Origin of the sequence: Polaribacter uvawellassae (genome assembly GCF_039748955.1) — a bacterium.
Taxonomy (GTDB): Bacteria; Bacteroidota; Bacteroidia; order Flavobacteriales; family Flavobacteriaceae; genus Polaribacter; species Polaribacter uvawellassae.
Genome location: NZ_JBDIZN010000001.1, coordinates 61,275 through 85,088, shown reverse-complemented (window position 1 = coordinate 85,088; position 23,814 = coordinate 61,275). Strand labels below are relative to the sequence as shown.

The following is a 23,814-nucleotide window of genomic DNA, read 5'->3' as shown; positions in this document are numbered from 1 at the left end:
AAAAATAATAAAATATTGCCGTATGCCTTAAAAAACAAGACTTTAAATATTAACAGGTTGTTAACAAAGAGTGATTAAATCTTAAAATTTAAGTAAACTATTTATTCAATAAGAAGATTATGTCTTATTTAGGTGTTTGCTGGCTAATTCTTTGCCTAATTCTACTCCAAATTGATCAAAGCTAAAGATGTTCCAAATAACACCTTGTACAAAAACTTTATGCTCGTATAAAGCAATGAGTTTTCCTAAAGAGTTTGGCGTTAATTTATCAACTAAAATAATAGTGCTTGGATTGTTGCCTTCAAAAATTTTAAAAGGAAGTAATGTTGATAACTCTTTTCTTTGATTATTAAATTTTAAATCTAAATGAACTTCTTCTGCTGTTTTTCCAAAAGCTAATGCTTCTGTTTGGGCATAAAAGTTTGCCATTAATTTTTTGTGATGCTCTGTTAAACCAGATAATGATTCTTTAAAACCAATAAATTCTGCCGGAATTAATTTTGTTCCTTGGTGCAATAATTGCATAAAAGCGTGTTGCATATTTGTGCCAACATTTCCCCAAACAATGGTGCCAGTTTGGTACTTTATTTTTTCTCCATTTCTGTCTACACTTTTACCATTACTTTCCATACTTGTTTGTTGTAAGTATTCTGGAAATTTTTTTAAGTAATGAGAATATGGTAAGATTGCTTCTGTTTCGCATCCAAAGAAATTGTTGTACCAAATGCTAATTAAAGAAGAGATTATTGGAATGTTTTGCTCAAAATCATTGTTTCTAAAATGTTCATCCATTTCTGATGCTCCAGCAAGTAGCGTTTTAAAATTTTGAAACCCTACAGATAAACTTATTGATAAGCCAACTGCGCTCCACAAAGAAAATCTACCACCAACCCAATTCCACATCGGGAAAATATTTTTGGGGTCAATTCCAAATTCAGTTGCCTTTTTAATGTTTGATGAAACTGCTACAAAATGTTTAGCAATATCATTATTTGTAGTCGATGTTAAAAACCACTCTTTTAAGGTTGTTGCATTTGAAATGGTTTCTTGTGTTGTAAATGTTTTAGAAACAATTACAAATAATGTTGTTTCTGGATTTAATTTTTTGATGATTTCAGAAATATGATCTCCATCTACATTAGAAACAAAATGCATATTCAGATGGTTTTTGTAAAACTGTAAAGCTTCAACAACCATATTTGGGCCTAAATCTGATCCTCCAATTCCAATATTAACAACATCTGTAATTGATTTACCTGTAAAACCTTTCCAGTTACCAGAAATTATTTTTTCTGAAAATGTTGCTATTTGATTAAGAACAGCATCAACTTCTGGTTTAACGTTTTCATTTTTTACTAGAATCTCGTTGGATTTACTATCTCTTAAAGCTGTATGTAAAACGGCTCTTTTTTCGGTTGTATTTATAATAGCTCCAGAAAAATATTTCTCTATGGCATCTTTTAAATCAACTTCATTTGCCAATTCAATTAATAACTCTAGAGTTTCTTTTGTTATTCTGTTTTTAGAATAATCAACGTTAAAATCATCCACAGAAAGTGAAAGTTCAGAAGTTCTGTTAGCGTTATTTTTAAAGAATTCTTTTAGGTGAATGTCTTTTATCTCAGAAAAATGCGAAGTTAACTTCTGCCAAGCATTGGTTTTAGTTGGATTCGTATTTTTTAATGCCATTTGATAAATTATTAGTCTTTAAAAGTAATGTTATTAGAATCCATTTTTAAATCCAAAGAATTATAATTATTAATGCTTTCTAATTGTTCTTTTAATGGAGAAATATGTGCTAAAAAGGTTGGTTTTAGACTCTCTTTTAGAGGTGCTGCTGCTGGTAGTTTTTGTTTAAAAGGATCTACTTGTCTGCCATTTTTCCAAAAGCGATAACACACATGGTTTCCGCTACTGCTTCCTGTAGAACCAACAAAACCAATAATATCTCCTTGTTTTACAAATTGCCCTCTTTTTACATTTCTACGACTCATGTGTAAATATTGAGTTGTATATGTGTTGTTATGTTTTACTTTTACGTAATGTCCGTTTCCGCTTTTTCGATAAGCAGATTCAGTTACAGTTCCGCTTGCAGTTGCCATAATTGGTGTGCCATAATTTGCAGCAAAGTCAGTTCCTTTATGTGCTTTTACTCTTCCGTATAAAGCTATCTTTCTTTTTAGGTTATATCTAGATGAAATTCTGTACTGAAATTTTATTGGTGCTTTTAAAAACTGTCTTCTCAACATATTTCCTTCTTCATCATAATATTCTACAATACCTTTTTTTGTGTCTGGAACAAACCTATATGCATATAAATCTTTACCATTATGATTAAATAAAGCTGCTTTTACTTCACCGTAACCCACAAAAGTAGAATCGTCGATAAATTTTTCTTCATAAATAAGCTTAAATGTATCACCTCTTTGAAGTTTAAAAAAATCTAATGTCCAAGCATAAATATCTGCAACTCTATTTGTTAAATTAGGATTTAAATGTAAGCTATCCATCGACTGAGAAAAACTTGAGTAAATTGTGCCATGTACTTCTTTTTCAATCGTTTTTATTTCTTTTCTGTACTTGTAACTATGGATGATAGAATCGTTAAACTCTACAATTGTAGCTACAGACTTATTGTTTTTGTAGATAAAAACTTGCGCTCTTTCTGTTGAATCTTTTGAAGCTAAAATTGTATAAGGTTTTCCTGCTCTAACGCGTCTAACATCAAAAGTATCTTTAATTTTTGAAGCTATTTTATTTATGATTGGATAATCTACATGATGTCTGTCTAAAATAACTCCAAAACTTTCACCTTTTTTAATGGTATCGTTAATTACTTTGTAGTCGTTTAGCTTATAACCAAATTCGTAAACTATTTTTGGCTCAAGTATTGTTTTGATTTCCTCAATACTTTCTATTTTATCTTCTTTACAAGAATTAAAGACGATTAGTGTTATTAAAAGAAATAGTATTTTTTTCAAAAGAAGTAAATTTTATACGAGACTTAAACGCAAAAATACAATTTAATCGTATATAATTTTAAAAGAATTTGCAAGACCTTTATATGCGTCTAATTCTGCTCTTAAAGAACCGACAGCTAAAGAAGCTCTTAGCTTTATTGGGATTTTGTTTTCATCTGCCGTAATCCAAATGGTTACGCTTTCGTTTTCTTTAAAAACTCTACCAGCTTGTACCATTGGTCTAAACTTTAAACTTTTAATTTTACCAAATCTCGTTTTTAATAATTCTTCACCTAAATAGAGTAATTTAAAAGGGTAAATTTGAGAATCCATAAACATATCTAAAGCAATTTCATCTCCAACTTTTAAGTTGCTAACATCTTGACTTCTTAAATAATAAAAAGAAGACATCATGTCTTGTATGTTAGTAATGTCAAAAGTTTCTGTGGTTTGTAATTTAAAATCTAAAACGGTAGCTTTTTTAGTTTCATAATTAAATTTAATTTCTCTGTTTATTACATAACCACCTTCGTTAATATTACGTTTAAAAACATAAGGTTTTATAGTTTCTTTATCAAAATAAGATTGATACGTATCATCAACATTAAAAAACCATTTTATTACTCCAGTTGTCCAACCCTTTCCGGTAACATGAAAAACTTCTTTACCTTTAATTGTATCTGTATCTACTGTTAATGTTGCATTACCAGCTTTTAAAAAACCGCTATAACTCATTTTATATCGTAGCCATTCTCCTTTTTTAAAAACTGCTGGTTTTTCTTGGGAAGTAGAATTAAATACAATAAAAAATGTAATAAAAAGAAAAGTAATTTTTTTCATATTCTCAAACATATAAAAAAGGAATGACAATATCTATTCCAAAAACAAAAAAAGCTGCTTGATTTCTCTTGCAGCTTGTGTTAAATAGTTCATAATTTTTAAAAAGTTCCCCAATTTTTAAGCTCTTCCTCAGACCATAAATAAGGGAAAAAGATTCTTCGCTGATATTTTGGATGCATGTATTTTCTCCAATTGCTTCCGCCAGTTGCTTCTAAATCTTTATCGCCACCGCCCAAATATTTTCCTGCTGCATCGTAATGAGCTAAAACCCATTTAATATTTACAGTATAATCGTAATGACGCATTGCTTTTATCAATTCTGGGTTTTGCTGAACATCATCTGGAAGTTGTTTGAATTTTTTAGAGAGGTTACATTCGTTGTAATCTTCCATAAAATCGATAAAATCTCCCATATATTTTTTCTCAAACAATTTTATCAAAATAGATTTTTCTCCGGTTTGATGGTTTTTGCCAGCAGCTTGCCAATACAAATGTTCAAAAGCATTTCTAAAAGATGAATTTCTATCAATGGTGTCTCTGTAACGCACATCAATTAAGTTGATTAGTTCTGTTGAAGCAAACTCAATTTTTCTGTATTGTGCACTTTGAAATCCGCTTGCTGGCGCCAATGTATTTCTAAACTTTAAATATTGCTCAACATCCATTCCTTCTCCCATTACACTAAACGAACTACACAACATGTCAAAATACCTGCTAATTCTCATTAAATGTTTCGAAAATTTTTCTGCAGTAATTTGTTCTTCTGATAAGGATATTTGGTCAATTTCCCACAAAATCATTTTAAACAACAATTCGTTTACTTGATGATACATGATAAAAACCATTTCATCTTTTTCTGTGGTTCTCGGAATTTGCAATCCTAATAGAGCATCAGTTTGAATATAATCCCAATACGTAATTGGCGTGCTGTGCAATAATCCTTCGAGCATGGTTTCTAGTGGAACACCAAGTTTTTTGTATTTCTGTTCTATGGCTTTTAATAAATCGTCTTTTTTCATGTTCTTTTGAGAATAGAGAGAAGAGAATATAGAAAAATGAAAGATTGAACTTTCTCTCTTCTATGCTCTCTCTTCTAATTTCTATTTTATAAGGTTCCTCTGTTTGCCTGTTCTCTTTCAATAGATTCGAACAATGCTTTGAAGTTTCCAGCTCCAAATCCACGAGCTCCCATTCTTTGAATAATTTCAAAAAACAGGGTTGGTCTGTCTTCTATAGGTTTGGTAAATATTTGCAATAAATACCCTTCTTCATCGGCATCAATCATAATCGATAATTTTTGCAATTCACCGATGTCTTCTTTCATCATTTCTCTGTGTTCACCTAATCTTTCTGGAATCATATCGTAATATGATTGTGGAGGTGGCGGTAAAAATTCAATTCCGCGTGCTTTTAACTGACTAACAGTTTTAATGATGTCGTCTGTTGCTACTGCAATATGTTGTACACCAGCACCTTCATAAAAATCTAAATATTCTTCAATTTGAGATTTTTTAGCCGCTTTTGCTGGTTCGTTAATTGGGAATTTTATTCTTCCATTTCCGTTAGACATTACTTTACTCATCAATGCAGAATATTCTGTATGAATTTGTTTGTCATCAAATGATAAAAAGTTTTCAAATCCCATCACATCCTCGTACCATTTTACCCAAACATCCATTTGATTCCAACCTACATTTCCAACCATGTGATCAATGTATTTTAATCCAACTGGTGTTGGATTGTAGTCAGATTCCCACTTTCTAAACCCTGGCATAAAAGTTCCTTTGTAGTTTTTTCGCTCTACAAACATGTGCACTGTTTCGCCGTACGTGTAAATACCTGCCTTTATAATTTCTCCGTGTTCATCTGTTTCTACTGTTGGCTCTAAATACGATTTTGCTCCACGTTTTGTCGTTTCTTCGTAGGCAGATCTTGCATCATCAACCCAAAGCGCAATTACTTTTACACCGTCACCATGTTTTACAATATGATCGTTAATAATTGATTTGCTATTTAATGGAGTTGTTAAAACCAAGCGAATTTTATCTTGCACTAGCACATAACTTACAGAATCTTTTGATCCGGTTTCTAGTCCTTTATAGGCTAATGATTGAAATCCAAATGCAGTTTTATAAAAATGTGCTGCTTGTTTTGCATTTCCAACATAAAATTCAACATAATCTGTTCCTAATAACGGAAGGAAATCTTGTGCTCCTTGAAATATTTTTTCTAAACCGTAGTCTACTGATTTTACTTCTTTTTTACTCATCTGTATGTTTTATTGAAGATAGAAAAAAGAGACAAGAAAAAAGACTTTTAGAGCTTGTTTTGAAAGCCCATTGTCATTTTTTGAAATTCTTGAATTTTTTCTTCAATCTTTGTTAATTGTTCTTGTGTTATATACTTTCTTTTAAATGCTATTATTAATTGTGTTTCGAGTTCAAATGAAGAACCTAAAGCGATATCAATAAAGTGATAAAAAGATTTATCTGTTCTAGATGAGCCTTCAGCAATATTTCTTGGTGTTGAAATGGAACATCTATTTATTTGAGAAGTTAATCCAAATTTTTCATCATTTGGAAATTCATAGGTAATTTTAAAACATCATCTACAATTTCGATTCCTAAACTCCAAATCTTTAAATTTTTGTAATTATGTCTTTTTTTAATTGTCATTACCTCTTACTCTTCTCTCTTTTCTAATTCTCTCTTTTCTTTTTTAATTATAAAATCCAAGATTTGTGATAATCTTCTACTTGTAATTTTAAAGCTTCTTCTGTAATAGACATTGGTTTAAAAGGGTCTATCATTACTGCTAATTCTTCAGTTTCTTTTTTCCCAACACTTCTTTCAATTGCTCCTGGATGTGGTCCGTGAGGAACGCCGCCTGGATGCAAAGTAATTTGTCCTTTTTCTATGTTATTTCTACTCATAAAATCACCATCAACATAATACAATATTTCTTCAGAATCTATATTGCTATGGTGATATGGAGCAGGAATACTTTCTGGATGATAATCGTACAAACGCGGTACAAAACTACAGACAACAAAGCCAGCAGATTCCCAAGTTTGATGAATTGGAGGAGGTAAATGAATTCTTCCTGTTATCGGTTCAAAATCATGGATTGAAAAGGCATATGGATAATGAAATCCGTCCCAACCAACAACGTCAAATGGATGATTTCCGTACACATATTCCCACATATTTCCTTGCTTTTTAATTTTCACTAAAAATTCACCTTTTTCATCGTGCGTTTCTAAGTCTTGTGGTAAACGCATATCTCGTTCACAAAAAGGAGAATGTTCTAATAATTGACCAAAATTATTACGATATCTTTTTGGAGTAAAAATTGGCTCGAAAGATTCTATATATAAGATACGATTGTCTTCGGTGTCAAAATCAATTTGATAAATAACTCCTTTTGGGATGATTAAATAATCACCATATTTAAAAGGAATGTTTCCATAGTTTGTTCTTAGTGTTCCAGAACCAACATGGATAAAAAGCATTTCGTCTGCATCGCCATTTTTATAAAAATAATCTTTAGAGAACGATTTTGGTGCTGCCAAACCAATATGTAAATCTCTGTTTACAAATAAAGTTTTTCTACTGTCTAAGAAATCTTTTTCTGTAGCCAAAGTAAAACCTTTAAAACTAATGGCTTTCATGTTTTTTTCAACAGCTATTTTGGGCATTACAGAACCTTTGTTTGTTATTTCTGTAACTACAGTTGGTGGATGAATATGATATAATAATGATGACATGCCAACAAAACCAGCGGTGCCAAATAATTCTTCTTGGTATAAATCGCCATTTGGCTTTTTAAAAGTAGTATGTCTTTTTTTTGGAATTTTTCCTAATGAATGATAACGTGACATAATAATTGGATTTTGATAATTAATAAATTAGTTTAATTACACGATTAATTATTATTGTTTATTCAGGATTTCTTTTTATCAAAAACTTTAAAAGAATTAAGAGTTCTAACCAATACATTTTTAATGTGCTTTAAGTGTGCACACCAAATATACAAAAACTAATAAAAGATTTTTAAGATTCTGGAGCTAATTCTACTTCTAGTCCATCCATCTTTGGAGTGATTTGAATTTGACAACCCAAGCGGCTGTTTTCTTGAACATGAAAAGCCTCTGCTAACATCATGTCTTCGTCAACTCCCATTTCTGGTAATTCATGATCAGATTTTACATAACACTGGCAAGAAGCACACATCGCCATTCCGCCACAAACACCTATGGTTCCTTCTGGAGCCAATTCGTAAGAACGAACTACTTCCATTAAATTCATTGCCATGTCAGTTGGAGCTTCAATCTCGTGTTGTACCCCATCTCTGTCTGTAATTTTTATAGTAATGTCTTGTTCCATTATTCAATTTTCTTTACAACAGCTTTTGGAGCTTCTTTTCGTGTTCCATCAAAACCATCAACACCGCCAACAGTTGTATATTTCATCACATATTTTTTATTTGGAAAAATACGTTGATATGCACTTTGGCACATTAAAGTAGCTTCGTGAAAACCACACAAAATCAACTTTAATTTCCCTGGATAAGTGTTAATATCTCCAATAGCATAAATTCCCGGAATATTTGTTTGATAATCCAATGCGTTATTTACTTTAATCGCATTTTTTTCTATTTCTAATCCCCAATTTGCAATTGGACCTAATTTTGGAGCTAATCCAAAAAGAGGAATAAAATGATCTACTTCTAAAATAGTATCTTCTTCGCCTTTTTTAGAAATAACAACTCCAGTTACATGGTTTTCTCCTGTAATTCCTGTTATTTCTGCTGGAGTAATTAAATTAATTTTTCCATCATCTTTTAATTCTTGTACTTTGTCAACAGAGTCTAATGCGCCCCTAAATTCGTTTCTTCTATGCACTAAAGTTACAGATTTTGCAACATCTGTTAAAAAGATACTCCAATCTAAAGCAGAATCTCCACCACCAGCAATTACCACATTTTTATCTCTGTATAATTCTGGTTCACGAACCATATATTCAACACCTTTATCTTCGAAGTTTGCAATATTTGGAATTGGAGGTTTTCTTGGTTCAAAGCTTCCTAAACCACCAGCGATTGCTACTATTGGAGCTTTGTGCTTTGTTCCTTTATTTGTAGTAACAATAAAAGAGCCATCTTCTTGTTTGTCAATAGTTTCAGCACGCTCTCCTAGTGTAAAACCAGGTTCAAACTGTTTACATTGTTCTAGTAACTTATCTGTTAAATCACCAGCTAAAATTTCTGGATAAGCCGGAATATCATAAATTGGTTTCTTTGGATAAATCTCAGAACATTGTCCGCCAGGTTGTGGCAATGCATCAATTAAATGACATCTTAGTTTTAATAATCCAGCTTCAAAAACTGTAAATAAACCTGTTGGTCCAGCACCAATAATTAATATATCTGTTGTAATCATTTATTTTAAAAAAAATCGTGTAAAAATAATGCTTGTAAAAATTTTAAAAGCTGATTTTTATCAGTTAGCTTACATTCACAACTTCTATTATTTGTGGAGCATATTTTTTGATGGTTGCTTCAACACCATTTTTCAATGTCATTTGATTGACTGAACAACCAATACAAGCGCCTTCTAATTGTACGGTAACCACTTTGTTTTCAATAGATAAAAGCTTTATGTTTCCGCCATCACTTAATAAAAAAGGGCGAATTTCTTCTAAAGCTTTTTCAACATTTATAAGCGTTTCTTGTGCTGTCATAACTTTTATTTTGTGCTACAACCACTCATCGTTGTAATTCTTACAATTTCTGTTGGAGGTAAATTTTCGTTTCGTTTTACTAACTGAGATAACATTTCTTTTGTTGTGTCAGAAAAAGCTTTTTCTAAAGGTGTATTTGTTTGCAATGCAACTGGATGTCCAACATCACCAGCTTCTCTAATACTTTGAACCAAAGGAATTTCACCTAAAAATTGTGTTTTAACATCTTCAGCTAAATTTTTTGCTCCACCATTTCCAAAAATATAATATTTATTATTTGGCAATTCTTCTGGAGTAAAATAGGCCATGTTTTCTATAATTCCTAAAACAGGAACATTAATGCTTTCTTGTTGAAACATTGCCACTCCTTTTTTTGCATCAGCTAAAGCAATATTTTGCGGAGTACTTACAATCATTGCTCCGTTTATAGGCAATGCTTGTACAATTGATAAATGCACATCTCCAGTTCCTGGAGGTAAATCAATCAATAAAAAATCTAATTCTCCCCAATCTGCATCAAAAATTAATTGGTTTAATGCTTTTGAAGCCATTGGTCCACGCCATATTACTGCTTGATCTGGATTTGTAAAAAATCCTAAAGACAATAATTTTACACCATAATTCTCAACTGGTTTCATTTTAGATCTACCATTTACGTTTACCGATAATGGTTTTTCATTTTCTACATTAAACATTAAATGCATTGATGGTCCGTACACATCAGCATCTAAAACACCAACACTAAATCCCATTTTTGCTAATGTGATTGCTGTGTTTGCAGTAATTGTTGATTTTCCAACACCACCTTTTCCAGATGCAATTGCAATAATGTTTTTAATATTCGGAATTTCTTTTCCTTTGATTTGATTCGGATTTTCTTTCTTAGGAACTACTGCTTTTACGGTTACTTTTACAACAATATCTTCGCTAACTTTTGAGCGTAATGCGTTTATAATTTCGCTTTCTACTCTTTTTTTAGCTTGTAAAGAAGGATTGCTGATTGTAACATCAATAAGTACTTCGTTACCAAAAGTTACAACATTTGTAATGTTTTCATTTTCTACTAAACTTTTTCCTTCTCCAGGAGCAGTTATTGTTTCTAATGCCTTGTATATATCTTGCTTTTTAAAGCTCATTTTGAAATTTTAATTAGGATTAATTCTAAACTACAAATATAGTGTTTAGAGTTCAGATAATAAAGAAGTTGTAATGTGTTTATTGATGGAAGAATCAAAGAAATTTATTTGTAAGTATTTCCTAATTTTTAAAGAATTAGGAAATAGTTGTCAATTCCTCATTCGGATTCCAAAACACTTTTGTAAAATCTTGAATTTGATTATCAACAACAACAATTCCTTCATTTTCTAGTAATTGCTGCATTAAGTTGGTGCCATCAAAATGATGCTTTCCTGTTAATAAACCTTTTCTATTTACAACTCTGTGAGCAGGAACTTCTTCTTTTTGATTGTGAGAATTATTCATTGCCCAACCTACCATTCTCGCTGATCTTGCTGCGCCTAAATACGTTGCAATTGCGCCGTAACTTGTAACTCTTCCGTACGGAATTAACCGAGCGATTTTGTAAACTTTTTCAAAAAAATTATCTGACGAACTCATTTAGAATTATTAGTAATTAATTCTAAATTTAATAAAAGTTATTGGTTTTCCTTTTTCTAAATATTGTTTTTCGTAAAAAGTTTGTGTGCCAATTACTTCTTCTGGAGAATAGGTGTTTTTATACACATCATGATTTGAATGTAAAATTTCATGCCCTTCGCCATGTAATAAACCTAACGTATAACCGTGCATAAATTCACTATCGGTTTTTAAATTTACCACACCATTTTCTTTTAAAATATAATGGTATTTCTTTAAGAATTCTGAGTTAGTTAACCGGTGTTTTGTGCGTTTGTATTTAATCTGAGGGTCTGGAAAAGTAATCCAAATTTCATCAACTTCATTTTCTGCAAATAGTTCATTTATCAATTCTATTTGTGTTCTAATAAAAGCAACATTGGTTAAGTTTTCTTCTAAAGCAGTTTTAGCGCCACGCCAAAAACGTGCACCTTTTATGTCAATTCCAATAAAATTTTTAGTTGAATCTTTTTGAGCTAAAGCAATTGTATATTCTCCTTTGCCACAACCAAGCTCTAAAACAATAGGGTTATCGTTTTTAAAAAATGTATTCCATTTCCCTTTCAGAGAAAAACCATTTAAGATTTCTTCTCTTTTTGGCTGAACAACATTAGTAAACGTTTCATTTTCATGAAAACGCTTTAGTTTGTTTTTGCTTCCCAAAGTAGTTATTCTGCAGAATCTTCGATTCCTTCTCTTTTAAAGCGAGCAGATTCTTTCATCCAATATCCAAATAACACAAATAAAATGGCTATAAATAACCAGCTTACTGCATTTGAAGCCCACCAACTTAAATCGCTTAAGCGTAATGCTTCGAAAGGAGCAAAAGCCCAAGTAAAAAAATCACCAATTAATCTGAAAATATTGCTTGCTATCATAACTTAAGTATCTTTACACTGCAAAAATATAAAAACTAATTATGTTAGCCAATTTTTTCGGCAAATCAAAACCAGTAAATTTTATCTTAATTATAGTACTTTTTTTAATTTACTATATTTTGGATTTCATTTTGATTAAAAATATTGAATTAAATCTAACTAATTTTTTCAATTTTTTATTAAATTTTCCTTTGTATTTGGGATTATTCTTCTTGTTTAATTTTGTGGTTTCTAAAAACAAATTAACAAAAGATAACTCGTTTGCTTTTTTGTTTTTTATAATTGGCTTAGGTTTTTTAGAATCTCTTATTTTAGAATATGCTACAGTTATTACTTATTTACTGCTGTTTTTATTTTTCAGAAAAGTATATAGTTTAAGAACGCTAAAGTTTGTATATCAAAAATTGTTTGATAGCGGATTTTGGCTAGGTGTCTTATTTTTAATTTCACCTTCTTATCTTCTTTACCTGATTTTACTTTATGCAGCAATTTTCTTTTTTTCTAAAATTACTGTTAGAACTGTTGTAATTCCTATTTTAGGATTAATTACACCGCTTTTTTTATATTTTACATATCTTTTTTGGATGGATGATTTAACATCATTTTATCAATTGTTTGATGTTGTTTTTACAATTGATTTTAGTTTTTATCAGACCGGTTATTATGAGTTATTTTTAATTTTGTTTGTAGTTTTCACAGGAGTTGCAATACTATTAAGAACAAAAAAAATACTTTCTGTAAGCAACAGATTTAAAATAATTTGGGTGTTGTTGTTAATTCATTTAATTGTTGCAATAGTATTTGTTTCTTTCGTAGAAAAAAAGAACGGAACAGAATTAATTGCTTTTTTAATTCCGTCTACAATTATCATTGCAAATTGGGTGCAATCAATTAAAAAGAAGTTAATAGTAAATATTATTTTAGCGTTGTTTTTATTGCTTTCTTTTGCAATACACTTTATAGTTTAGAGCCAAAAGCTAAATCGCCAGCGTCGCCTAAACCAGGAACGATATACCCTTTTTCGTTTAATTCATTATCAATTGCAGCAATCCATAAATGCGTGTTTTCTGGAAAATGATTTTTGATAAATTCAATTCCTGCTGTAGCACCAATTACGCAAACGATATGCAATTCTTTCGGATTTCCATATTTCTTAATTGCTTCAAAAACAGATACTAAAGATTGACCGGTTGCTAACATTGGATCTGCTAAAATCAAGGTTTTATTATCTATTGACGGAGCGGCGAAATATTCTACAACAATTTCAAATTCTGCATCGTTATTTGGATGATTTCTATACGCAGAAATAAACGCATTTTCTGCATCATCAAAATAATTTAACAATCCTTGATGTAAAGGCAAACCAGCTCGTAAAATAGAACCTAAAACAATATCTTTAGTTGGTAAAAAACTTTCTTTTATGCCTAACGGAGTTGTAATGTTTTTTGATGAAAACTTTAAATTCTTACTTAATTCATAGCCTAAAATTTCTCCAATTCTTTCTATATTTCTTCTAAAACGTAGCGAATCTTTTTGAATAGTAACATCTCTAATTTCTGCAATAAATTTATTTAAAATAGAGTTGGTTTCTTCTAAGTGATGAATGATCATAAGTTTTGTTTTAGGAATTTAATATTTTTTCAACTTTTTCAATAACGTTTTCCGGTAAAATGGTTCTCATAACATCTTCGTATCCGTCGCAAATTTTATTTCCATAAATAGAACACGGAATGTTCGGGTGTTTCTCTAAATTTGGCAATACACAATTTTCTTTTGGTTGATTAAAAGGAGCAAAACCCGCAAACGGATGCGTTGCTCCCCAAAGTGTAATCGTCGGAATTTGTAACATTGCGGCAAAATGTGCATTTCCAGAATCCATTGCCAACATACAATCTAAATGTGCAATTGCATTTAATTCTTCTGTTAAATTTAATTTACCTGCAACAGAAATAATTTTTTTATTTTTTTCTTCAATTTTTAATAATATTTCTACTTCTTTTGCTCCGCCACCAAAAAGTAAAATGGTGTTATTTTTAGATAATTCAGCAATTACTTTTTTCATTAAATCTAGCGGATACATTTTAGAATCATACGCCGCAAAAGGTGCAATTCCAATCCAATTGGTTTTTTTTTCTCCGATTAAATTAAGAACAGAACTCTTTAATTTCGGTTTTTCAAGTTTGGCTGGACTTGAAATATCAACCGAAAAACCGAGTTTTCTAAAAACATCAGCATAGCGTTCATGCGATGTTTTTAACTGTTTAAAAACTTTATTTGTAGTTCTTGTTAAGGCTTTTTTTTCGCTTCTTCCTTTGTCAATTACAGCACTGTTTTTTGAAGAAAATTTAAAAAAGCTACGCAAAATCTTTGAGCGTAAAACATTGTGTAAATCGGCAATATGAGTAATTTTTAATTGTTTTAACTCTTTAGAAAGTTTGTGCAAACCAAAAACGCCTTTGTGTGTATTTGTTACATCAGCAGCGTAAAAGTTTACATTAGGAATATCATCAAACAATGGTTTTAGAAATGCTTTTGATAAAAATGTAATTTTAACTTTTGGATGTTGTGCAACCAAAGCTCTAATTACAGGAATTGTCATAGCAACATCGCCCATTGCAGATAACCTGATAACTAAAATATGTGCTTTTGTTTGCAAATTTTCTTGCTATAAATATTGAATTGTAAAAATAATGAAAACAAAATAAGTTTTCTTGTTTTAGCAGCGAATTCATAAATTAAACTAAAAATACGCAAATCTATGGCAAAAATGAAAGTATGAATTTACGCTACTTATTTACATTTTCAGCAAGAAAAATTCCTCAAATAATTATGTACCTTTGCTGCTATATTTTAAAAAAGCATTGAATGATTCAATCTATGACAGGTTACGGGAAATCCGTATTACAATTGCCAACAAAAAAAGTTACGATAGAAATTAAAACGCTAAACAGTAAGAATTTAGATTTAAACGTTAGAGTTCCGTCGTATTATAAAGAAAAAGAATTAGCAGTTAGAAAAAAATTAGCTTCTGGTTTGGTAAGAGGTAAAATAGACTTTTCTATTTATGTAGAAATGACTTCGGATGAAACCACAACTGTCATCAATAAAAATGTAGTTTCAGATTATATTCAGCAATTAAAAAACGTGCTTTTTACAAATGATGAAAATGATGTTGAGCTATTAAAAATGGCAGTAAGAATGCCAGATGCTTTAAAAACAGAGCGCGAAGAGTTGGACGAAAATGAATGGGAATTAATCAATACAAGTATTGATGAAGCGTTAAAAGAAACGATTCAATATAGAATAGACGAAGCTGCTTCTTTAGAAGACGATTTTAAATTACGAATTTTAAATATCAAAAAATATTTAGATGAAGTACACGCTTTAGATGAAGAACGCATTAAAAATGTAAGAGAAAAATTACAAAAATCGATTGCAGATTTAAAAGTAGAAATCGACGAAAATCGTTTTGAACAAGAATTGATTTATTATCTAGAAAAGTTAGATATTAATGAAGAAAAAGTTCGTTTAGGAAATCATTTAGAGTACTTTTTACAAGAGCTAGATAGCGAAGATTCTAACGGTAAAAAATTAGGATTTATCATTCAAGAAATTGGAAGAGAAATCAATACCACAGGATCTAAAGCAAATTTTGCTTCGATGCAAAAATCTGTGATTCAAATGAAAAACGAATTGGAAAAAATTAAAGAGCAAATCTTAAACGTATTGTAGTTTTATGAACAAATTTGAAGGTAAATTATTTGTTTTTTCTGCACCATCAGGTTCTGGTAAAACAACTATTGTTCGTCATTTATTAGCACAAGAAAAATTCAATTTAGAGTTTTCAATTTCGGCAACTTCTAGAGAACCAAGAGGAGAAGAAGTACATGAAAAAGATTATTATTTTATGTCTTTAAAAGACTTTAAACAACATATAAAAAATGAAGATTTTCTAGAATGGGAAGAAGTATATAGAGATAATTTTTATGGAACATTAAAAAGCGAAGTAGAACGAATTTGGGCAAAAGGGAAACACGTAATTTTTGATATTGATGTTGCTGGCGGATTGCGAATTAAAAAGAAATTTCCAAATAAAACTTTAGCTGTTTTTGTAAAACCACCAAGTATTGATGAGTTGAAAATTCGCTTAAAAAAACGTAAAACAGAAAGCGACGATAAAATTAATATGCGAATTGCAAAAGCATCCATAGAATTGGCAACAGCTCCACAATTTGATAAAGTTATTAAAAACTACGACTTAGATGTTGCTTTTAAAGAAGCAGAAGATTTAATGAGTGAGTATTTAGGAATACAAGAATAAAATAAAATTTAATGTCAGATCGAGTGGAGTCGAGACCTTTCGGCTTCCGCTCAAGGTGACAAATCATTTTAAAAATGAACATAGGTTTATACTTCGGAACATTCAATCCAATTCATGTTGGGCATTTAATTATTGCCAATCATTTGGTAGAAAATTCTGATTTAGACGAAATTTGGTTGGTGGTTACGCCACACAATCCATTTAAGAAAAAAAGGACGTTGTTAGACAACCATCATCGATTAGAATTGGCGCATTTAGCAACAAAAAACTACGATAAAATTAAACCGTCAAACATAGAGTTTAATTTACCGCAACCCAATTATACAGTACATACCTTAGCTCATATTTCAGATACATATCCGCAACATAATTTTAGTTTAATTATGGGCGAAGACAATTTAAAAAGTTTTCATAAATGGAAAAATTATGAAATCATTTTAGAGCATCATCATATTTATGTGTATCCAAGAATTTCTGATGGAACTGTAGAAACACAATTTGATAATCACCCAAAAATTCATAAAATTGATTCTCCAATAATCGAAATTTCATCAACACATATTAGAAATGGAATCAAAGAGAAAAAGAATATACAACCTATGTTAACCGAAGCTGTTTGGAAGTATATTGATGAGATGAATTTTTACAGAAAATAGTTTCCCTATTTTTTCGTTGTATATTTGTAATTCAAAGAAATAAATCTGTGGCAAAAAATAACAAAAAGAAAGGCAAGTTTAGACAACGAATAACCAATAAATTTAGATTGGTTGTTTTAAACGAAGACACTTTTGAAGAACGCTTATCTTTTAAGCTAACTATTTTAAACATCTTTGTTTTAAGCGGTTTTTTTTCAATAGTTTTAATTGCTTTAACCACTGTGTTAATTGCATATACACCAATAAGAGAATACATTCCTGGTTACGCTTCTACACAACTAAAAAGAGACGCTTCAAAATTATTATACGAAACGGATTCTTTAAAAAATAGATTGCGATTAATAGAAAATTATACCAAAGTTTTACTTCCAATTTTATCTGGTGATGAACCAATTTCGGAAATAGATTTTGATTCTTTAAAAAAGACAAGTATTTCTACAATTGATGAAAAAAAATTAGACGCTTCTAAAACAGATTCTTTGTTTAGAGAAAAGATAGAAAGTAAAGATCGTTTTCCGTTGTTTGATAAAGCAGAAAATAAAATTGATATGGTGTTTTTTGCGCCTTTAAAAGGAAATGTTACTCAAGATTTTAATATTACTGATAAACATTTTGCAATGGATATTGTTGCAGCAACTGGCACACCAGTAAAAGCTGTTGAAAATGGTAGAGTTATCTTTTCTGAATGGACTGCAGAAACAGGTTATGTTCTTATAATTGAACACGGAACAGGATTTATTTCTGTGTACAAACACAACGGAACTCTGTTAAAACAACAAGGCGATTTTGTAAAATCTGGAGAAGCAATTGCAACAGTTGGTTCTACCGGAGAACTAACAACCGGACCGCATTTACATTTCGAATTATGGTATAATGGATATCCAGTAAATCCGTTGAATTATATAGATTTTAAATAAATGAGCATCAAATCTTTTTTTGCTATTCCGTTTGCCAAACAAGCTACAAAGCAAGTTTATAAATGGGCAAACAATCCACATAAAACTCAAGAAAAAGTATTTAAAAAATTAATTTCATCAGCAAAAAATACTGCTTTTGGGAAAGATCATGATTTCTCTTCAATAAAAAATTATGAGGATTTTAAAAACCGAGTAAAAGTTCAAGATTACGAAGGTTTAAGAGCGTATGTTGATAGAATTGTTGCTGGAGAAAAAGATGTGCTTTGGAAAGGAAAACCAATTTATTTTGCCAAAACTTCTGGCACAACTTCTGGTGCAAAATACATTCCGATTACCAAAGAATCAATGCCAACACATATCAAAGCTGCAAAAAATGCATTGCTGTTTTATATCGCAGAAAAAAACGACGCAAGTTTTGTAAATGGAAAAATGATTTTCTTACAAGGAAGTCCGGTGTTAGAAACTAAAAACGGAATTCAATTAGGAAGATTAAGTGGAATCGTAGCGCATTATATTCCGCAATATTTATTAAAAAACAGATTGCCAAGTTGGGAAACCAATTGCATTGAAGATTGGGAAACAAAAGTAAACGCCATTGTAGAAGAAACGGTTGATGAAAACATGACGGTTATTAGTGGAATTCCGTCTTGGGTACAAATGTATTTTGAAAAACTCATCGAAAAAACAGGGAAACCAATTGCAGAGATTTTTCCAAATTTTAACTTCTTTGTGTATGGCGGTGTAAATTTTGAACCGTATAAAAACAAGTTCGAAAGTTTGATTGGTAAAAAAATTGATTATGTAGAATTGTATCCAGCTTCAGAAGGATTTATCGCATATCAAGATTCGCAAACAGAACCAGGAATGTTGTTGCAATTAGATTCAGGAATCTTTTATGAATTTATTCCTGCAACAGAATTTTACGATGAAAACCCGACAAGAATTTCATTAAAAGAGGTGGAAATGGGCGTGAATTATGTTATCATTTTAAATACAAACGCCGGACTTTGGGGTTATAATATTGGCGATACTGTTGAGTTTACATCAACAAAACCTTACAGAATTAAAGTTACAGGAAGAATCAAACATTTTATTTCTGCTTTTGGCGAACACGTTATTGGTAAAGAAGTAGAAAAGGCGTTGAAAGATTCTATCAAAGGAACCGAAATAAATATTAGTGAGTTTACAGTTGCTCCGCAAGTAAATCCAGAAAGCGGTTTGCCGTATCACGAGTGGTTTATAGAATTTGAAAACGAGCCAAAAAAATTAGAAGATTTTATAGCAAAAGTAGATGCTTCTATGCAAGCACAAAACATTTATTATCAAGATTTAATTGTTGGTAAAGTATTGAGAACGCTGGTGATTAGAAAAGTAAAAAAAGGTGGTTTTCATGAATATATGAAATCGATTGGGAAATTTGGCGGACAAAATAAGATTCCGCAGTTGTCTGATAATCGTAAAATTGCTGATGTTTTACAAGATTTTATAATAGACTAATGTCTCTTCGAGTGAAATTCTTTTTTAAGAATTTTGTATCGATAACAAATAACTACTCGATACAATTTTCTTTTATCTCGACCCTGCTCGATATGACAGAAAATTGCTCAACCTGACAAAAAAATAAATCACATGAAAATCATTTCAACAAACATCGGAGAGAAAACAGCAATTGATTGGAAAGGAAAAAACATAATTACAGGAATTTTTAAGTATCCAATAAAAGAAGCCATTTTTTTAGGAACAGAAAATGTTTTAAATGATGAAATTTCTGATAGAAAACATCATGGTGGAATTGACCAAGCGGTGTATGGATATTCTTTAAAACATTACGATTATTTTAAAAAATTGCATCCAAATTTAGATTGGCAATTAGGAATGTTTGGCGAAAACTTAACGGTAGATGATTTAGACGAAACCAAAACTCATGTTGGCGATACCTTTAAAGTTGGCGAAACGATCTTAGAAGTAACTACCATAAGAACTCCGTGTTATAAATTAGGAATTCGTTTTAACGATATGAAAATTGTAAAACAATTTTGGAATACTACTTTTTGTGGTGTGTATTTTAAAGTATTACAAACTGGTTTTGTAAAAGCTGGCGATGTTTTTGAACAAATTAAATCTTGCCCAGAAAACCCAACTATTGATGAGCTTTATGAAGCTAAGAGAGTTGATAAAGGAATGTAAATAGAGAATTATTCTGTTTGTTTTTTTAAAAGAAACTCCCAATTGTCACAACAGAACAACTAGCTAATAATAAAATACTGAATAGCGTTAAGAAATGTATTTTGTTTTTTAGTATAAACTGTATTCCTAGAACTAAAAACACCAATTGTGCAATTAGAAACGGAATTGTCAACAATTCTCTAAAAACGCCAATTAAAACAACGTTTATTTCATAGTAATTAAGCAAGTAGATTAGAGCAAAAAACAACACAATTACAAAATTTATAATTGTCAAATTTTTATTTGTTAGTAGTTTTTTCATTTTCTTGTATAGCGTTTAATAGTAGATTTTTAAATTCAGTTTTATTGTCAATATGTAACACAATATTTTTGTATTTTCTTTGTATTTCATACAAGCCAATCAATATGTTTTCTCTTTTTAATCGGATAATAGTATTGTGACTTTCTAATTCACCTAAAAAAGACAATCTTCTAGTTTCTTTATTTGGTTCAATATCTTTTGATGAAAATTCTACGGCTTCAATATCATTAATGTTGATAGTCGTTTCGCACATAATTCCATATCTAAGATATAGCTGATTGTTTTCAATTATAATGGGTCTTTTATAGATTGATTTTAAGAAACCAAAAATTTGAATACCAGAATAAATGCTTAAAAAAGTTAAAATCCAAGCAGCAATTGTACTCCATTTTTCGAGTAAATTATGCAATACAAATGTTTCTATTGCAACAATACATACAATGGCAATTAGTAAAGTAATTGTTCCGCTTTCTTTGTGATAAGAGAACTCATTATCTTTCAATTTTCTTTTTCTCCAATAGATAAATCCATAATAAAAAACAGCAATTTCGGTAACAACAGGAATTACAACTCTTTTTGGAAGTATTTCATAACACGTGTTTTTTAAAGTAGTAAAAAAATCAAAAGATTCGGTTTTGCGTGCCTTAAATTTTTTAATGCCTTTTCTAACATTATAGACTACATAAGATAGAATTGAAAATTCTACAATTGGAAGTATCCAAACTTTAAAAAGATCTAAATAATATTGATTTTCTGTTGGTAAAATAAATGAGCAAACGACAATTCCGAGTATTAAAAAAGGAAAAATCGTTGTTTTTGGAATGCTTGTTTTTCTGATTAATAAAAAATAAACAAACGGAACAGTAATTAATAAATCGAAAGTAATTCCTATTGCTAAACTATTTGAATTATTTGTAAAGATTGTTGTTTTAGAAAGTAAAACCATCAATCCAATAATTAGAATTGGTGTTCCAAATATGATTAGGTTTTTCGGAAAGTTTATGATTTTGTTCATGTTGTATGTTTATTGTTTTTCTCATTTTCTTCTATTTCTCTTGCTTTTGATAATGCTGTTGCAACTAGCCCAGCAGGAACAGTTACAATTCCGATTCCAATAATTAACACAAAAAAGGTAAAAACCTTACCTCCAATAGTGATTGGATAAACATCCCCATAACCAACAGTTGTTAGTGTTACAACTGACCACCACAAACTATGAAAAATTGATGAAAATGTTTCGGGCTGTGATTCGTTTTCAAAGAAATAAATTCCAGCAGCTGTAATAAAAATCAATATTCCAGTTACCATTAGAAATAAAACAACTTCTTCTTTTACAATTTTTGCTGCTAACCTAAATCGGAGTAAAGCTTTATTATATCGAACTAGCTTTAATGCTCTGAATACTCTGAATACTCTGAATACTCTAAACGCTCTTAATGATCTTAAATCTATAGATAGTCTGAGGTAAAAAGGAATTATTGCTAGAAGATCTACAATTCCATAAAAGCTAAAAATATATTTTAAAGGTTTTTTTGAAACATAAATTCGTAACAAATATTCAATAGAAAAAATAATAACACAAAGTGTTTCTACAATTTTAATAATCCTTTTTACATATTCGGAATTGTTTGGAAGAGTTTCAATAGAGAATGATATTAATGAAATTAAGATTAGAACTTGAATAATATAATCAAAGATTCTTCCTTTTTTATTAGTGTTTTCTTCAATTATTTTTCTAAGTTCTTCTTTCATTCTATAAATATAAAAAAAACCGAAGCACAAAGTACTTCGGTTTTAATTTTATAAAAATAAGAATCTTATTTCTTAGCTAATAAATCTCTAATTTCAGCTAATAAATCTTCTTGGCTTGGTCCAGCTGGTGGAGCAGGAGCTGCAGCTTCTTCTTTCTTCTTAGTTGCGTTAATTCCTTTTATAATCATAAACATTACAAACGCTACGATAATAAAATCAATTAAATTGGTTAAAAAATCTCCGTACAAAACAGCAACTTCTCCAGTTACTTTTCCAGATGCATCAGCAACTCCTTCAGTAATTACATATTTTAAATCTCTAAAATCAGCTTTAAATACTAAGCCAATTAACGGAGAAACAATTCCGCCTGTAAATGAAGTTACTACTTGTTTAAAAGCCGCACCCATTACAAAACCAACTGCAATATCTACCAAATTACCTTTTACAGCAAATTCTTTAAATTCTTTAAGCATTCCCATATTATTTGTTTTAATAGTTAATCTCGGCTAAATTAAGAAAATTTTAACATTTCAACAATCTTTTTACACGCTGAGAGATTGCTGTTAAGATTTCGTAAGAAATTGTATTTGTAATATTGGCAATTTTTAGTAGCATTTCTTGAGAATTAAAAACAATTACTTCATCTCCTTCTTTACAATCGATGTTAGAAACATCAACCATAATCATGTCCATACACACATTTCCAATAATTGGTGCTTTTTGATTGTTGATTAAAACCGAATATTTTTTATTCCCTAGTTTTCTTGAAATTCCGTCTGCATGACCAACAGGAATTGTGGCAGTTTTCATGGTTTCATTTGCGGTATAAGCTCTGTTATATCCAATAGATTCTCCAGGTTTAATAGTATGAATTTGAGAAATTATAGATTTTAATGAAAGCACATTTTTAAGTTGTTTTGTTTCGTTTTCATCATTCGCAAAACCATACAATCCAATTCCCAAACGAACCATGTCAAATTGCGCTTGCGGATAATTGATAATCCCAGAAGTATTTAACAAATGTACCATTGGTTTGTAATTTAAATGTTGATGAAACTCTTTTGCAATCAATTTAAAATTGTTGATTTGATTGGTTGTAAATTCTTTTTCATTAGCATCTTCACTTGCTGCTAAATGCGAAAAAAGTGAAGCAATTTTTACATGACTTGTTGCTGCAATTCTAGATAAAATTAACGGAATATCTGTGTCACAAAAACCAATTCTATTTAAGCCTGTATTAAATTTTAAATGAATAGGATAATTCAATAAAACATTAGCATTTGCCAATTCTAAAAAAGCATTAAATATTTTAAAATTATATAAATTTGGTTCTAGTTGATGTTGAATAAGCAACTCTAAATTTGGAATTTGAGGATGCAAAACCAAAATAGGTTTTTCAATCCCTGCTTTTCGCAAAGCAATTCCCTCATCTGTATAAGCAACTGCAAAATAATCCACCTTGTTTTCTAAGAGTTTCGCAATTTTCTTAGCTTCACTTCCGTAACCAAACGCTTTTACAACGACTAAAATTTTGGTATCAGATGCTAGTTTTTCTTTAAAATATTGAAGGTTGTGCTGTACAGCATTTCCATCAATTTCTAGAACAGTTACGTGATTCTCCATACT

The 23,814-nt window shown here is 30.2% G+C and carries 27 protein-coding genes; 7 read left to right on the top strand and 20 right to left on the bottom strand.

Annotated elements, in window-relative coordinates:
* Nucleotides 1-117 precede the first annotated feature (117 nt).
* From pgi to ABDX67_RS00350, 14 genes are all read right to left on the bottom strand, one after another.
* The gene (gene pgi / locus ABDX67_RS00415) at nucleotides 118-1,689 is read right to left on the bottom strand and encodes a glucose-6-phosphate isomerase (RefSeq protein WP_347172678.1); all 1,572 of its coding nucleotides are present in this window, start codon (nucleotides 1,687-1,689) and stop codon (nucleotides 118-120) included.
* A gap of 11 nt (nucleotides 1,690-1,700) precedes the next feature.
* The gene (locus ABDX67_RS00410) at nucleotides 1,701-2,981 is read right to left on the bottom strand and encodes a peptidoglycan DD-metalloendopeptidase family protein (protein WP_347172677.1); all 1,281 of its coding nucleotides are present in this window, start codon (nucleotides 2,979-2,981) and stop codon (nucleotides 1,701-1,703) included.
* A 42-nt stretch (nucleotides 2,982-3,023) separates the two neighbouring features.
* A complete protein-coding gene (locus tag ABDX67_RS00405) occupies nucleotides 3,024-3,800 on the bottom strand; it encodes a DUF3108 domain-containing protein (protein WP_347172676.1) in 777 nt (258 codons plus the stop codon).
* A gap of 98 nt (nucleotides 3,801-3,898) precedes the next feature.
* On the bottom strand, nucleotides 3,899-4,819 hold the full coding sequence (locus tag ABDX67_RS00400; protein WP_347172674.1) for a tryptophan 2,3-dioxygenase family protein: 921 nt from the start codon (nucleotides 4,817-4,819) through the stop codon (nucleotides 3,899-3,901).
* A gap of 86 nt (nucleotides 4,820-4,905) precedes the next feature.
* Nucleotides 4,906-6,069 carry a 4-hydroxyphenylpyruvate dioxygenase gene (gene hppD, locus ABDX67_RS00395; RefSeq protein ID WP_347172673.1) on the bottom strand — a complete coding sequence of 388 codons (1,164 nt, stop codon included), beginning with the start codon at nucleotides 6,067-6,069 and terminating at the stop codon, nucleotides 4,906-4,908.
* Nucleotides 6,070-6,116: 47 nt separating this feature from the next.
* Nucleotides 6,117-6,347 (bottom strand): four helix bundle protein, encoded by a 231-nt coding sequence (locus ABDX67_RS00390; protein ID WP_347173712.1) that lies wholly within the window; start codon nucleotides 6,345-6,347, stop codon nucleotides 6,117-6,119.
* 175 nt (nucleotides 6,348-6,522) lie between these two features.
* On the bottom strand, nucleotides 6,523-7,680 hold the full coding sequence (locus ABDX67_RS00385; protein WP_347172671.1) for a homogentisate 1,2-dioxygenase: 1,158 nt from the start codon (nucleotides 7,678-7,680) through the stop codon (nucleotides 6,523-6,525).
* A 172-nt stretch (nucleotides 7,681-7,852) separates the two neighbouring features.
* On the bottom strand, nucleotides 7,853-8,185 hold the full coding sequence (locus ABDX67_RS00380; RefSeq protein WP_347172670.1) for a 2Fe-2S iron-sulfur cluster-binding family protein: 333 nt from the start codon (nucleotides 8,183-8,185) through the stop codon (nucleotides 7,853-7,855).
* Nucleotides 8,185-9,240, bottom strand: coding sequence for an NAD(P)/FAD-dependent oxidoreductase (locus tag ABDX67_RS00375; RefSeq protein ID WP_347172668.1), 1,056 nt, complete (start codon nucleotides 9,238-9,240; stop codon nucleotides 8,185-8,187). The genes ABDX67_RS00380 and ABDX67_RS00375 overlap by 1 nt, the downstream gene beginning before the upstream one ends.
* A 64-nt stretch (nucleotides 9,241-9,304) precedes the next feature.
* Nucleotides 9,305-9,541 (bottom strand): NifU family protein, encoded by a 237-nt coding sequence (locus ABDX67_RS00370; RefSeq protein ID WP_347172667.1) that lies wholly within the window; start codon nucleotides 9,539-9,541, stop codon nucleotides 9,305-9,307.
* A gap of 5 nt (nucleotides 9,542-9,546) precedes the next feature.
* Nucleotides 9,547-10,677: an Mrp/NBP35 family ATP-binding protein gene (locus tag ABDX67_RS00365; RefSeq protein WP_347172665.1), complete on the bottom strand. Its 1,131-nt coding sequence runs from the start codon at nucleotides 10,675-10,677 to the stop codon at nucleotides 9,547-9,549.
* 136 nt (nucleotides 10,678-10,813) lie between these two features.
* Nucleotides 10,814-11,158 (bottom strand): MGMT family protein, encoded by a 345-nt coding sequence (locus ABDX67_RS00360; RefSeq protein WP_347172664.1) that lies wholly within the window; start codon nucleotides 11,156-11,158, stop codon nucleotides 10,814-10,816.
* Between the two features lie 9 nt (nucleotides 11,159-11,167).
* Nucleotides 11,168-11,839 carry a tRNA (guanosine(46)-N7)-methyltransferase TrmB gene (gene trmB / locus ABDX67_RS00355; RefSeq protein WP_347172662.1) on the bottom strand — a complete coding sequence of 224 codons (672 nt, stop codon included), beginning with the start codon at nucleotides 11,837-11,839 and terminating at the stop codon, nucleotides 11,168-11,170.
* A 5-nt stretch (nucleotides 11,840-11,844) separates the two neighbouring features.
* Nucleotides 11,845-12,054, bottom strand: a complete 210-nt coding sequence (locus ABDX67_RS00350) for a DUF6341 family protein (RefSeq protein ID WP_347172660.1) — start codon at nucleotides 12,052-12,054, stop codon at nucleotides 11,845-11,847.
* A gap of 197 nt (nucleotides 12,055-12,251) precedes the next feature.
* Between ABDX67_RS00350 and ABDX67_RS00345 the strand changes: the two genes are divergently transcribed.
* Entirely contained in the window at nucleotides 12,252-13,022 is a 771-nt protein-coding gene (locus ABDX67_RS00345; RefSeq protein ID WP_347172659.1) for a hypothetical protein, read from the top strand.
* Here the strand turns inward: ABDX67_RS00345 and upp are convergent.
* Nucleotides 13,012-13,665 (bottom strand): uracil phosphoribosyltransferase, encoded by a 654-nt coding sequence (upp, locus tag ABDX67_RS00340; protein ID WP_347172657.1) that lies wholly within the window; start codon nucleotides 13,663-13,665, stop codon nucleotides 13,012-13,014. The two genes, ABDX67_RS00345 and upp, sit on opposite strands and share 11 nt — an antisense overlap.
* A 10-nt stretch (nucleotides 13,666-13,675) precedes the next feature.
* Entirely contained in the window at nucleotides 13,676-14,710 is a 1,035-nt protein-coding gene (locus ABDX67_RS00335; protein ID WP_347172656.1) for a glycosyltransferase family 9 protein, read from the bottom strand.
* 209 nt (nucleotides 14,711-14,919) lie between these two features.
* On the opposite strand from ABDX67_RS00335, the gene ABDX67_RS00330 reads away from it, so the two are divergent.
* From ABDX67_RS00330 to ABDX67_RS00305, 6 genes are all read left to right on the top strand, one after another.
* Nucleotides 14,920-15,786, top strand: a complete 867-nt coding sequence (locus ABDX67_RS00330; RefSeq protein ID WP_347172654.1) for a YicC/YloC family endoribonuclease — start codon at nucleotides 14,920-14,922, stop codon at nucleotides 15,784-15,786.
* Nucleotides 15,787-15,790: 4 nt separating this feature from the next.
* Nucleotides 15,791-16,375: a guanylate kinase gene (gene gmk, locus ABDX67_RS00325; RefSeq protein ID WP_347172652.1), complete on the top strand. Its 585-nt coding sequence runs from the start codon at nucleotides 15,791-15,793 to the stop codon at nucleotides 16,373-16,375.
* Nucleotides 16,376-16,449: 74 nt separating this feature from the next.
* Nucleotides 16,450-17,031 carry a nicotinate (nicotinamide) nucleotide adenylyltransferase gene (gene nadD / locus ABDX67_RS00320; RefSeq protein WP_347172651.1) on the top strand — a complete coding sequence of 194 codons (582 nt, stop codon included), beginning with the start codon at nucleotides 16,450-16,452 and terminating at the stop codon, nucleotides 17,029-17,031.
* Between the two features lie 47 nt (nucleotides 17,032-17,078).
* Nucleotides 17,079-17,948, top strand: a complete 870-nt coding sequence (locus tag ABDX67_RS00315) for a M23 family metallopeptidase (RefSeq protein WP_347172649.1) — start codon at nucleotides 17,079-17,081, stop codon at nucleotides 17,946-17,948.
* Entirely contained in the window at nucleotides 17,949-19,445 is a 1,497-nt protein-coding gene (locus ABDX67_RS00310; protein WP_347172648.1) for a GH3 auxin-responsive promoter family protein, read from the top strand.
* Nucleotides 19,446-19,577: 132 nt separating this feature from the next.
* A complete protein-coding gene (locus ABDX67_RS00305; RefSeq protein WP_347172647.1) occupies nucleotides 19,578-20,135 on the top strand; it encodes an MOSC domain-containing protein in 558 nt (185 codons plus the stop codon).
* 278 nt (nucleotides 20,136-20,413) lie between these two features.
* Here the strand turns inward: ABDX67_RS00305 and ABDX67_RS00300 are convergent, their stop codons facing one another.
* The 4 genes from ABDX67_RS00300 to alr form a co-directional block, all read right to left on the bottom strand.
* Nucleotides 20,414-21,451, bottom strand: coding sequence for a hypothetical protein (locus ABDX67_RS00300; RefSeq protein WP_347172646.1), 1,038 nt, complete (start codon nucleotides 21,449-21,451; stop codon nucleotides 20,414-20,416).
* Nucleotides 21,448-22,188 (bottom strand): ion transporter, encoded by a 741-nt coding sequence (locus ABDX67_RS00295; RefSeq protein ID WP_347172645.1) that lies wholly within the window; start codon nucleotides 22,186-22,188, stop codon nucleotides 21,448-21,450. The genes ABDX67_RS00300 and ABDX67_RS00295 overlap by 4 nt, the downstream gene beginning before the upstream one ends.
* Nucleotides 22,189-22,253: 65 nt before the next feature.
* Nucleotides 22,254-22,661 (bottom strand): large conductance mechanosensitive channel protein MscL, encoded by a 408-nt coding sequence (gene mscL / locus ABDX67_RS00290; RefSeq protein WP_347173711.1) that lies wholly within the window; start codon nucleotides 22,659-22,661, stop codon nucleotides 22,254-22,256.
* Nucleotides 22,662-22,710: 49 nt separating this feature from the next.
* Nucleotides 22,711-23,811, bottom strand: coding sequence for an alanine racemase (gene alr, locus ABDX67_RS00285; RefSeq protein ID WP_347172644.1), 1,101 nt, complete (start codon nucleotides 23,809-23,811; stop codon nucleotides 22,711-22,713).
* Nucleotides 23,812-23,814: the final 3 nt, after the last annotated feature.